Origin of the sequence: Stenotrophomonas sp. TWI809, from assembly GCF_039673205.1 — a bacterium.
In the GTDB taxonomy this organism is placed as follows: domain Bacteria; phylum Pseudomonadota; class Gammaproteobacteria; order Xanthomonadales; family Xanthomonadaceae; genus Stenotrophomonas.
On the sequence record NZ_JBDJLE010000005.1, the window covers coordinates 211,179 to 222,881 of the forward strand.

12 protein-coding genes are annotated in these 11,703 nt (G+C 66.7%); 8 read left to right on the top strand and 4 right to left on the bottom strand.

The window, feature by feature from the left end:
- Window positions 1-212: 212 nt before the first annotated feature.
- The 6 genes from ABE472_RS06300 to ABE472_RS06325 are packed head-to-tail and all read left to right on the top strand — an operon-like array spanning window position 213 to window position 6,150.
- The gene (locus tag ABE472_RS06300) at window positions 213-3,041 is read left to right on the top strand and encodes a monovalent cation/H+ antiporter subunit A (protein WP_313211055.1); all 2,829 of its coding nucleotides are present in this window, start codon (window positions 213-215) and stop codon (window positions 3,039-3,041) included.
- Window positions 3,041-3,424, top strand: a complete 384-nt coding sequence (locus ABE472_RS06305; protein ID WP_019185295.1) for a Na+/H+ antiporter subunit C — start codon at window positions 3,041-3,043, stop codon at window positions 3,422-3,424. The genes ABE472_RS06300 and ABE472_RS06305 overlap by 1 nt, the downstream gene beginning before the upstream one ends.
- Entirely contained in the window at window positions 3,421-4,956 is a 1,536-nt protein-coding gene (locus ABE472_RS06310; protein ID WP_123729955.1) for a monovalent cation/H+ antiporter subunit D, read from the top strand. Before ABE472_RS06305 ends, ABE472_RS06310 begins: the two co-directional genes overlap by 4 nt.
- Complete coding sequence (locus ABE472_RS06315) at window positions 4,953-5,459, top strand: Na+/H+ antiporter subunit E (RefSeq protein WP_313211054.1); 507 nt, start codon at window positions 4,953-4,955, stop codon at window positions 5,457-5,459. Before ABE472_RS06310 ends, ABE472_RS06315 begins: the two co-directional genes overlap by 4 nt.
- Entirely contained in the window at window positions 5,456-5,740 is a 285-nt protein-coding gene (locus tag ABE472_RS06320; RefSeq protein ID WP_070472350.1) for a K+/H+ antiporter subunit F, read from the top strand. The genes ABE472_RS06315 and ABE472_RS06320 overlap by 4 nt, the downstream gene beginning before the upstream one ends.
- Window positions 5,737-6,150: a Na+/H+ antiporter subunit G gene (locus tag ABE472_RS06325; protein WP_346465891.1), complete on the top strand. Its 414-nt coding sequence runs from the start codon at window positions 5,737-5,739 to the stop codon at window positions 6,148-6,150. The genes ABE472_RS06320 and ABE472_RS06325 overlap by 4 nt, the downstream gene beginning before the upstream one ends.
- Before the next feature lie 75 nt (window positions 6,151-6,225).
- Here the strand turns inward: ABE472_RS06325 and ABE472_RS06330 are convergent, their stop codons facing one another.
- Window positions 6,226-7,182, bottom strand: a complete 957-nt coding sequence (locus ABE472_RS06330) for a sodium:calcium antiporter (protein WP_346464443.1) — start codon at window positions 7,180-7,182, stop codon at window positions 6,226-6,228.
- A gap of 100 nt (window positions 7,183-7,282) precedes the next feature.
- Window positions 7,283-7,891 (bottom strand): hypothetical protein, encoded by a 609-nt coding sequence (locus ABE472_RS06335; RefSeq protein WP_346465892.1) that lies wholly within the window; start codon window positions 7,889-7,891, stop codon window positions 7,283-7,285.
- A gap of 130 nt (window positions 7,892-8,021) precedes the next feature.
- Between ABE472_RS06335 and ABE472_RS06340 the strand changes: the two genes are divergently transcribed.
- Window positions 8,022-8,552 (top strand): hypothetical protein, encoded by a 531-nt coding sequence (locus ABE472_RS06340; protein WP_346465893.1) that lies wholly within the window; start codon window positions 8,022-8,024, stop codon window positions 8,550-8,552.
- A 7-nt stretch (window positions 8,553-8,559) separates the two neighbouring features.
- On the opposite strand, the gene hmgA is transcribed toward ABE472_RS06340, so the two are convergent.
- The gene (gene hmgA, locus ABE472_RS06345) at window positions 8,560-9,861 is read right to left on the bottom strand and encodes a homogentisate 1,2-dioxygenase (RefSeq protein WP_346465894.1); all 1,302 of its coding nucleotides are present in this window, start codon (window positions 9,859-9,861) and stop codon (window positions 8,560-8,562) included.
- 106 nt (window positions 9,862-9,967) lie between these two features.
- Window positions 9,968-11,083 carry a 4-hydroxyphenylpyruvate dioxygenase gene (hppD, locus tag ABE472_RS06350; RefSeq protein WP_313211049.1) on the bottom strand — a complete coding sequence of 372 codons (1,116 nt, stop codon included), beginning with the start codon at window positions 11,081-11,083 and terminating at the stop codon, window positions 9,968-9,970.
- A 127-nt stretch (window positions 11,084-11,210) separates the two neighbouring features.
- Between hppD and ABE472_RS06355 the strand changes: the two genes are divergently transcribed.
- Window positions 11,211-11,699, top strand: coding sequence for a MarR family winged helix-turn-helix transcriptional regulator (locus tag ABE472_RS06355; protein ID WP_088433561.1), 489 nt, complete (start codon window positions 11,211-11,213; stop codon window positions 11,697-11,699).
- The last annotated feature ends 4 nt before the right edge of the window (window positions 11,700-11,703 follow it).

Consider the following 11,703-nt stretch of genomic DNA (forward strand, 5'->3'; position numbering starts at 1 on the left):
GAGCCGATTCGACGGGCGCCGGGAGGCCACACTCGGCAAAGTCGCCAGCGGGTCTCCATACGGCGGCCGACGCGCCCGAATGGGGCCACGCGCCGCCCTGAAAAAATGAATCAGCGCACGTTACATGCAATTGAGGGCGTATTCGGGTGTATCGGCAGCAATTGCCTGCCTGTTAGACTGAACGACCTGCTCGTGAATCCCGCATTCCCTGCATGAATCCTAGTCTGCTCCTGCTGCTCGCCCTGCCCTTCCTGATGGCAGTGGCCGTCGCTTCATTCCGCCGCACCTCCCGCTCCACGGCCGCCTGGGTAGCCGCGGCCGCTCCGCTGGGAGGACTGGCGCTGTTGGCGACGATGACCCCGGCCATCATGGACGGCGGGATCGTCCGCAGTTATGGGGAGTGGATACCGCAGATCGGCCTGGCCTTCTCACTGCGCCTGGATGGCCTGGCCTGGATGTTCGCCGGCATGGTGCTGGCGATCGGTGCACTGGTGGTGATGTACGCCCACTACTACCTCAGTGCCCGCGACAGCGCCCACCGCTTCTACTGCTACCTGCTGCTGTTCATGGGCGCCATGCTGGGCATGGTGCTCTCGGGCAACCTGTTGCTGTTGATGGTGTTCTGGGAAATGACCAGCATCAGCTCGTTCCTGCTGATCGGCTTCTGGTCGCATCGCCAGGATGCCCGCGAGGGGGCCCGGATGGCCTTGGTGGTCACCGGCGGCGGCGGTCTGGCCCTGCTCGGCGGCGTGCTGCTGATCGGTCGCATCGTGGGCAGCTTCGAACTGGATGCCGTACTCGCCGCGGGCGATCTGATCCGCGCCAGTTCGCTGTACCCGTATGCCCTGTTCCTGGTCCTGGCCGGCATCTTCACCAAGAGCGCCCAGTTCCCGTTCCACTTCTGGCTGCCGCACGCGATGGCCGCGCCGACCCCGGTCTCGGCCTACCTGCATTCGGCGACGATGGTCAAAGCCGGCGTGTTCCTGCTGGCCCGGTTGCACCCGGCGCTGGCCGGCACCGATCTGTTCTTCTATACGGTCAGCGGCATCGGGGCGATCACGCTGCTGATCGGCGCCTGGAACGCGATCTTCCAGCATGACCTCAAAGGCCTGCTGGCCTATTCGACGATCTCCCATCTGGGCCTGATCACCATGCTGTTCGGCCTGTCCACACCGATGGCGGTGGTGGCCGGCGTGTTCCACATCCTCAACCACGCCACCTTCAAGGCGTCGCTGTTCATGGCTGCGGGCATCATCGACCACGAGACCGGCACCCGTGACATGCGCAAGCTGGGCGGCCTGCGGCGGTTGATGCCGATCACCAGCGCGCTGGCGATCATCGCCTCGCTGGCGATGGCCGGTATTCCGCTGCTCAACGGCTTCCTGTCCAAGGAAATGCTGTTCGCCGAAGCGCTGACCGCGGGCGGTCCGGAAACCATGCGCGTGGTGATGTCGATCGCCGCACTGCTGGCCGGCGTGTTCGGCGTGGCCTACAGCCTGCGCTTCGTGCACGACACCTTCTTCGGCAAAGGCCCGCATGATCTGGACCGCGTCCCGCATGAGCCGCCGCGCTTCATGAAGGTGCCCGTCGAGATCCTGGTCGTGGTCTGCGTGGCCGTCGGCGTCGCCCCGGCGATCACCATCGCCCCGGTGCTGCACGCGGCCGCCTCCTCGATCCTCGGCGCGGCGATGCCGGCCTACAGCCTCTCGGTCTGGCATGGCTTCAACACCCCGTTGATGATGAGCATCGCCGGCGTCATTGGCGGTATCGCGCTGTACTTCGGGCTGCGCCGCCTGATCAACCTGCATGCGGTGGTCAGCCGCAGCATCGGCCGCAACCTGTTCCACAAGCAGCTGGACCTGGTGTTCGGCTTCGCCCACCGGCTCACCCAGGGCCTGGCCAACGGCAGCCTGCAGCGCATGCTGATGGCGCTGGTGGTGGTGGCGATCATCGTCGCCGCCGCACCGTTCGTGGCCAATCCGGCGTCGCCCAACTGGCCCTCGCCGCAGCCGATCCCACTGCTGGGCTGGGCGCTGTGGCTGGTGATGATGGCCTGCGCGCTGGGCGCACTGTTCGTCTACCGGCAGCGCCTGCTGGCGGTGCTGGTGGTCGGCGGTGTCGGCCTGATGGTCTCGCTGACCTTCGTGTTCCTCTCCGCGCCCGATCTGGCCCTGACCCAGCTGCTGGTGGAGATGGTCACCCTGGTGCTGATGCTGCTGGGCATGAACTACCTGCCGATCCAGTCGCCCCCGGAGAAGTCGGTCTGGCGCAAGCGGCGCGATGCGGTGATCGCGATCGTCGCCGGCGGCGGCCTGGCCGCGATGGCCTACACCGCCATGACGTTGCCGCCGAACACCATGGCCGGCGAGCTGCTGGCGCGTGCGCTGCCGGAGGCGTATGGGCAGAACGTGGTCAACGTGATCCTGGTCGACTTCCGTGGCTTTGATACCTTCGGTGAGATCACCGTGTTCGGCATCGCCGCGCTGGTGGTGCACGCCATGCTGCGCCGCTCGCGGATGGCGCCGGAACAGATCATGCCCGGCCCGCCGATCAAGCTGCCGGTGCCGGCCGATCTGGCCCAGATCATGTTCCCGCTCACCCTGACCGTCTCGATCTTCCTGTTCCTGCGCGGCCACAACGCGCCCGGCGGCGGCTTCATCGCCGGCCTGGTGCTGGCCGTGCCGCTGCTGATCCAGTACGTCATCCAGGGCACCACCTCGGTGGAATCGCGCTTCGGCTTCGATTACATCCGCTGCATCGGTGCCGGTCTGCTGATCGCCATCCTCAGTGGCTGCGCGTCGATGCTGTTCGGCGTGCCGTTCCTGACCAGCGGCCATCTGGACCTGCACATTCCGCTGATCGGCGAGGTACCGCTGGCCAGTGCGATCGGCTTCGATACCGGCGTGTACCTGGTGGTGTTCGGCGGCGTGATGCTGATGCTCTCGATGATGGGCACGATCAAGCCCTCGCGCACCCGCAATGCCCGTAAAGGCGAAATCGATCCCAACCGCCGTTCGGCAAAAACCGGGGAGATGCACTGATGGAACTGGCTCTGGCAAGCGCCATCGGCGTACTGAGCGCGATCGGCATCTACCTGTTGCTGCGCGCGCGCAGCTTCGATGTGATCCTCGGCATGACCTTCCTGTCGTATGCGACCAACCTGCTGATCTTTGCCGGCGGTCGGCTGGTGCAGGGCAAGGCACCGGTGCTGCGTGAGGGCATCGACAGCGACCTGGGCAACTACACCGATCCGCTGCCGCAGGCGCTGGTGTTGACCGCCATCGTGATCGCCTTCGCGATGACGGCAGTCAGCATCGTGCTGGCGATGCGCAGCCGCAGCGACAACCACAGCGACCACGTGGACGCGCACGAAGAAGAAGAGCTGCCTGCCGATACCGCGCCGGGCCGGGAGGGCGGCGCATGAATCATGCGGTGATCCTGCCCATCCTGATTCCACTGTTCGGCGCGGCCTGCTCGCTGTTCGTCGAGCATCGCCGCTACGGGCCGAAGGTGCAGCGCACGGTGGCGTGGACCACGCTGACCGCGCTCGCCGCGGCCGTCGCGCTGCTGTTCGCGCAGACCGCTGACGGCAGCATCGCGGTGTACCTGCTGGGTGACTGGCCCTCGCGCCTGGGCATCGCGCTGGTGGCCGACCGCCTCTCGGCATGGATGCTGGTGACCACGCTGCTGCTGGCCATCCCCTGCCTGCTGCACGCCTGCTCGGGCTGGGACCGGCGCGCGCCGCACTTCCATGCGTTGTTCCAGTTCCAGCTGGTCGGCCTCAACGGCGCGTTCCTGACCGGCGATATCTTCAATCTGTTCGTGTTCTTCGAGGTGATGCTGATCGCCTCCTATGGCCTGCTGCTCAGCGGCGGGCGCGGCCTGCGCATGCGCATCGGCCTGCACTACGTGGTGTTCAACGTCACCGCCTCGACCCTGTTCCTGATCGCACTCGGCCTGCTGTACGCCTCGCTGGGCTCGCTCAACATGGCCGAACTGTCCCAGCGCATCGCTGAAGTGCCGGCCTCGCACCTGACCCTGGTCAAAGCGACCATGGGGCTGTTGCTGCTGGTGTTCTGCAGCAAGGCCGCGCTGATGCCGCTGTATCTGTGGCTGCCCGAAGCGTATGCGCGTGCGCCGGCGGCGGTGGCGGCGCTGTTCGCGATCATGACCAAGGTCGGCCTGTACGCGGTGTTGCGGGTCAGCACGCTGTGGTTCGGCGAGGGTGCCGGACCGATGGCCGGCTACGGCAGCCAGTGGCTGCTCTGGGCCGGTGTGGCCACCCTCGTGCTGGGCGGCCTGGGCGTGCTCGCTGCGGCACGCCTGCGCGTGCTGATCTCCTACCTGGTGGTGGTCTCGGCGGCGACGCTGTTCATCGCCTTCTCGGTGCGTACGCCCGAAGTGCTCTCGGCCGGCCTCTACTACCTGCCGCACAGCACCTTCGTGGCCGCCGCGCTGTTCCTCATTGCCGATCTGATCCGCCGCCGCCGCGGCGGTGCCAGCGATCGCAAGGAAGTCATCGCGCCGATGCCGGGCAAGGAAACGCCTGCGGTGCTGTTCCTGATCGGTGCGGTGTCGGTCGCGGGCCTGCCGCCGCTGTCCGGCTTCCTGGCCAAGGCTGCGCTGCTGGCCGGGATGCCCGCGCAGTACACCTGGGCGGTGTGGGCCGCCGTGCTGGGCAGCAGCCTGATGGTCATCGTCGGCCTGACCCGCGGCGGCATCCGCCTGTTCTGGCGCGTGCCGGTGGTCGAAGAAGGCGCACCCAAGCCGCGCAAGGCACCGACGCGCACCGTGGAATTGTTCGCCGCCGCGCTGCTGCTCAGCTATGGCATCGCGATGAGCGTGTTCGCCGGCCCGCTGATGCAGCACACCGATGCGATGGCCACCCAGCTGCTGCAGCCCCAGGACTACGTGGGTGAACTGCGCGCCACAACGCCGGAGATCCGCCAGCCATGACCGGCAAGCCTTCCCTGTACAAGCGCATCCTGCCCTCGCCCTCGCTGAGCGTGATGGTGGTGGCGTTCTGGCTGTTGATGTCCGACAGCTTCACCCTGGGCCAGTTCGTGCTCGGCATGATCCTGGGCGTGGTGGTGCCGCTGTTCGCCGCCCGGCTGGACCGCGAGTTCGCGCGGATCGGCTCGCTCAAGCCCCTCCCCAAGCTGTTGTTCGTGACCCTGTGGGACATCCTGATCTCCAACATCCGGGTCGCGATCCAGGTGCTGGGGCCGGAGCGCCGCATCCACCCCGGCTTCATCTGGCTGCCGCTGGATATCGCCAACATCCACGGCATCGCCGCGTTGACCAGCATGATCACGTTGACCCCGGGCACGGTGTCGGCGGCCTTGTCCGATGACCGCAGGTATCTGCTGGTGCACGTGCTGCATCTGGATGATCCGGATGCGCTGATCCGGCAGATCAAATCCCGCTACGAAGCCCCGCTGATGGAGATCTTCCCATGACCGGATACATGTTCATCCAGACCACGATGGTGGTGTGCATGCACGTGGTCGGCCTGGCCATGCTGCTGGCCACCTGGCGCCTGCTGCGCGGCCCCACCGTGCCCGATCGCATCCTTGCGCTGGACACCTTGTCGGTGACGGCCATCGCTGAACTCATGTTGTTCGGCATGTACCTCAACTCGGCGGTGTACTTCGAAGCGGCGCTGATCATCGCCATGCTCGGCTTCGGCAGCACGGTGGTGCTGAGCAAGTTCGTGCTGCGCCGGGACATCGTCGAATGATCACCTTCATCCAGATCGTGCTGTCGATCCTGCTGCTGTTCGGCTGCTTCTTCATCCTGGTCGGCGCGCTCGGCCTGGTGAAGCTCTCGACCTTCTTCAAGCGCCTGCACGCCCCGACCAAGGCCAGCACGCTGGGCGTGGGCTGCGTGCTGGTCGGCTCGGTCTGTTACCACATCTTCCTCGGCGAAGACCCGCAGCCGCGCGAACTGCTGATCACCGTGTTCCTGTTCATCACCGCACCGATCAGTGCGCACATGATGGCCAAGGCCGCGTTGTCGCTGCTGATGGAAACCCGGCCGGACCTGCCGGGCCACAAGACCGCCAAGGAAGAACAGCTGCCACCGCCGGAGCCGCGCCACGCAGACGACGGCGATGACGCAAAGGCGCCCATTTCAAGGGACAGCCGGTAGAGCCGACCGTTGGTCGGCTGCATGCATCGTGGCAGACGGCAGCCGACCAACGGTCGGCTCTACGCATTTCGACGGTCAGCCGCCCCAGACCAGCGCCAGCTCCAGCGCGATCCAGCCGACGAAGGCCACCACCAGCACCGCGCCCTCACGCCGGCTGATCGTCAGATCACCGCGCAGCATCGGGTAGAGCACCAGCACGAAGGCGATCGCCGCCGGCAGCTCCAGTTTCACGAACGATTCGGGCAGCGCCAGCGGACGCAATGCGGCCATGCCGCCGACCACCACCAGCAGGTTGAACAGGCTCGAGCCGATCACATGGCCCAGCACCATGTCGCCCTGGCCACGCCGGGCGGCGGCAATGGCCGCCGCCACTTCGGGCAACGCGGTGCCGATCGCCACCGGCAGCAGGCCGACCAGCAACGGTGACCAGCCCAGCCCGGCGCCAAACACCGGCGCGGCCTGCACGATCCAGCGCGCGCCGAAATACAGGCACACCGCCGCGAACAGCAGCCGCAGGAGGTTGAGGAACAGTCCCGTGCGGGTCATGGCGTAGCCGGCGATGCCCTCACGCACCGGCTCGACTTCCAGCCGCGCGCGGCGCAGCAGGAACACCAGCAGGCCGACAAAGGCGAGCAGCAGCACGGCCCCTTCCCAGCGTGCGATCACGCCATCCAGGCCGAACAGGATCAGCAGCGCACTGGCGGCGGCCAGGCAGACCAGCAACGGTGACAGCAGGCGCGCACGGACCAGCAGCGGCGCAGCAAGCGCCGCCAGGCCCAGGGTCAGGCCGACGTTGACGATGTTGCTGCCCACCGCGTTGCCGAGCGCGAGTTCTTCCGCGCCGACCACGAAGGCACGGGCGTTGACCACCAGCTCCGGCAGCGAGGTGCCGAAGGCCACCAGCAGCAGCCCGGCCACGAACGGCGACGCGCCGAAGCGCTGGGCCAGACCCGAGGCGGCCCGGACGATGGCGTCGCCGCCCAGTGCCAACAGCACCAGGCCCAGCACGAACCAAACAGTGGCAGCAATCATCTGGTGCTCCCCGGTGACAGATGTGGGCCGATTCTAGGGCCAGCCCACGCCAAACAGTGAAGGCCCGCCCCGGCCCTGTGGCCGGCGCGGTGCCGATGGCTCAGGAGCAGCCTTCCACGTAATCGACCTGCGGGGTCTTGCCGACCCGCCATGCGGTCACATTGCCATCGCCGTTGATCTCGAAGTTGACCAGCGCGCCGCCCTCGGTCGCCGGGCGCACGCGCAGGTTGTGGCCGTGCTCGTCGTACTTGTGTGGGGTCAGGTCGCCGCGATCCGGGTACAGCGTCTGCAGCTGGCCGAGCGACATGCCGACCTTGCCGCCACCGGGGGCGACGATGCGGTCGTTGCGCACGTCGTACCGGACCAGACGCTTGCCTTCGATCATGAAGATCACGTCCTCGGCCTGCGCGCCTTCCGGCCGCAGCGCATGGCAGTAGTCGTCAGCGACGTCGCCCTGCAGGGGTGTCTTCCAGGCCGCCCGGACCTCGTCCAAGGTGCTGCCCAGCGCCAACGGGCCGTAGCCATCCAGGCGTGCCGGACCCTGCGTCACCGTGCCCGGGGCCGCCGTGGCAGGCGCTGCCGGCGCGGTGTCCGCCGCCGGTGCAGGCACGGCCGCCTCGGCATCGGCCGACGGCGTCTCCGGCGTGCGCTCGCACGCGGCCAAGGCCAGCACCATCCCCACTGCCATCACGCTTCCCAGCTGTCTCATGCCTGCATCCTCCCGGTGAATGGGCGCAGCCTAGCGCGAGCGCCGTGTGGGCGGCATGCACAGTGTCGCTGTCATCCGCGTTTCACCTGCCGCGTTCAGGCTCGGCCTGCACCGCATCGACCCCGCCCCCATGCAACCGCAGAAGACCGACCTCGCCCGCACCGCTTTGCAGGCCCACCGCGCGCCCTTGGACATGCGCCAGCGCCGGCTGTTGATCCTGTGCGACGGCCAGCGCGACCTGGTCCAGCTCGGCCAGCTGGTGGGCCCGGAAACCCCGGCGATGGTGATCCAGCTGATCCAGCGCGGGTATCTGGTGTCGAGTGGGGTCGCGGAGGTCGCCGTTGTCGCACCCGCCGCACCCGCACCTGCGGTGACACCGACCGCGGTGCCGGTGCCCGTGACCGAACGCCGCCGCTCGCTGGTGGCCGCCCGCATTTATCTGCTGGACATCCTGGAACTGCAGCGTCATCCGCAGGCGGCAGCGCTGTTCCACACCCTGCAGCAATCGCGCAGCGACGAGACGGTCATGGCCGCGCTGCAGGCCGCACTGGATGCGCTGCCGGGCCTGACCTCCACCGGCTACGCCGAGCGGGTGCGGCAGCGGTTGCTGGAGGTGCTGCCGAAGGAGCATGCCGAGCGCTTCCAGATCGCGCTGGTTTGAGCCTGCGTCAGCCCGAGAAATTCGCCTTCAATCCCTGCCAGCAGTGCTGGTACCCGCGCTGGCGGTGCGTCGCGTCCATCGCCTGGGCGGTGGGGCGGATCACGCCGCGGGTTTCGAACATGAAGGCCATGGTGTCCTTGATCACGTCCGGCCTGCTCAGGTCGGCGGCGGAGGCCTTCTCGAAGGTCGCCGCATCCGGGCCGTGGCCGCTCATGCAGTTGTGCAGCGAGGCACCGCCGGGCACGAAACCTTCGGCCTTCGCATCGTAGGCGCCGTGGATCAGGCCCATGAATTCGCTGGCGATGTTGCGGTGGAACCATGGCGGGCGGAACGTGTTCTGCGCGACCAGCCAGCGCGGCGGGAAGATCGCGAAGTCCATGTTGCTGGTCCCCGGCGTGTCGCTGGGCGAATGCAGCACGAGGAAGATCGAGGGATCGGGATGATCGTGGCTGATCGAGCCGATCGTGTTGAAGCGGCGCAGATCGTAGCGGTAAGGCGCGTAGTTGCCGTGCCAGGCGACCACGTCCAGCGGCGAATGATCGATATCCGCACGCCACAGCTGGCCCTCGAATTTGGCAATCAGTTCGAACGCGCCGTCGATATTCTCGAACGCTGCATGGGGCGTTTCGAAGTCGCGCGGATTGGCCAGGCCATTGGACCCGATCGGGCCCAGGTCGGGCAGCTTCAGCAGCGCGCCGAAGTTCTCGCAGACGTAGCCACGTGAGTCGCCGTCAGGCAGTTCGACACGGAAGCGCACACCGCGCGGGATCACCGCGATCTGCTGCGGCTCGATCTCGATCACGCCCATTTCGGTGAGCAGGCGCAGGCGGCCCAGCTGCGGGACGATCAGCAGCTCGCCATCAGCGTTGTAGAAATAGCGGCCCTGCATGTCGCGGTTGGCGGCGTACAGGTGGATGCCCACGCCAGCGTGGGCGTCGGGCGAGCCGTTGCCGCCCATGGTGTACAGCCCCTCGATGAAATCGGTGGGCGTGCTGGGCAGCGGCAACGGATCCCAGCGCAACTGGTTGGGCGAGACCGGGCCCTGCGCGACGTCGCCGTGCAGGTGCGGCTGGATAAAGGGGGTGAATTCGCCGTGGGTCACCGCGGGGCGGATGCGGTACACCCAGCTGCGGCGATTGCTGCCGCGCGGCGCGGTGAACGCGGTGCCGGACAGCTGTTCGGCATACAGACCATGCGCGACACGCTGCGGGGAGTTCTGCCCCACCGGCAGTGCACCCGGCACCGCCTCGGTGGCGAACTCATTGCCGAAACCGCTCTGGTAGCCGCGCGATGACATCGGGTTGTTCATGGTCCTGCTCCGCCGGAGGCGTGGATGGCAAGGGAATACAGCCGGTGGCACCCGCGCGGGCGCGGATGCCACCGTTGAAGCGTAACGCGGGTGGCGGCCGAGTGCCTTACAGCACGCCGCGCTTCATCTGGTCGCGCTCGATGCTTTCGAACAGCGCGGTGAAGTTGCCTTCGCCGAAGCCTTCGTTGCCCTTGCGCTGGATGATCTCGAAGAAGATCGGGCCGATGCAGTTGGTGGTGAAGATCTGCAGCAGTTTGCGCTGTTTGGTCTCCGGGTCGGCATCGATCAGGATCTTGTTCTTCGCCAGCCGGGCCACGTCTTCACCGTGGTTGGGCACGCGCATGTCGATCACATCGAAATACGTGTCCGGCGTGTCCAGGAACTCCACGCCCTGGGCGCGCATCGCTTCCACGGTGTCGTAGATGTTCTCGGTGAAGCAGGCGATGTGCTGGATGCCCTCGCCCTTGTAGGCGTCGAGGTATTCGTTGATCTGGCTCTTCGGATCGGAGGATTCGTTGAGCGGGATGCGCACGATGCCGTCCGGGGCGGTCATCGCCTTGGACACCAGGCCGGTCTTGAGGCCCTTGATGTCGAAGTAGCGGATCTCGCGGAAGTTGAACAGGCGCTCGTAGTAATCCGACCACTGCTGCATGTTGCCGAAATACAGATTGTGGGTCAGGTGATCGATGAAGGTCAGCCCGAAGCCCTTCGGGCGCGGGTCCACGCCGTCGATCGGCGCGTAATCGGTATCGAACATGCTGCCGTTGGCGCCGTAACGGTCCACCAGGTACAGCATGCAGTCGCCGATGCCCTTGATGATCGGGGCGGCGACGGCGCGGGTGTCAGGCTTGAAGTCGATCGGTTCGGCACCGTTGCCCAGGGCCATCTGGTAGACCTCATCGCCCGGCTTCTTGAAGCGGATGGCGAAACCGCAGGCGCACGGACCGTGCTTCTCGGCGAAGTCCGAGGCGAACGAGTCCGGCTCTTCATTGACCAGGAAGTTCACGTCGCCCTGGCGATAGACCGTGATCGCACGCTGCTTGTGGCGCAGCACCGCGGTGAAGCCCATCTTGCGGAAATAGTCGTGCAGTTCCGCGCCACGGCCGGCCGGGGCGGCGAACTCGACGAACTCGAAACCATCGATGCCCATCGGGTTTTCGAAGGTGGTGACCTGCATGCCCGGATCGGGTGCGAAGGACGCGGTGCTCGTTTGGCTGGTCATGCTGTGGCTCCAAAGCAATCCGCATCGGAAAAAACCAGGTGCGGTAGGAAGGCAGACCCGCGAGAATGCGGAGTCCGGAACGTAGGTTATAGTTTCACATGAAACCACCATCAAGGTGCACCGCAGCATGAGCCCGCCCGATCCCAGCAGTCACAGCATCCGCGCATCGCACGCCCTGCTCGATCTGGAGCAGTTCCTGCCCTACCGGCTGAGCGTTCTGTCCAACCGCGTCAGCGGCAACATCGCCAAGCTGTACGGGGACCGTTATGGCCTGGCGATCCCCGAGTGGCGGGTGATCACGGTCCTGGCGCTGTACCCGGGCTCGTCGGCCAGCGAGGTGTCCGATCGCACCGCGATGGACAAGGTCGCGGTCAGCCGCGCCGTGGCCAGACTGCTCGAACGGGGCTTCATCAAGCGTGAAACCCATGGCGATGACCGCCGCCGCTCGGTGCTGGCGCTGTCGGCCGCCGGATTCGAGGTGTACGAGACCATCGCGCCGCTGGTGATCGACATCACCCGCAAGCTGATGTCCGTGCTCAGCGAGGACGAAGAACAGATGCTGGAGACGCTGATCCTGCGCCTGGCCGGGGAAGGCCTGCAGCGGATGGACGAGTAGGCAA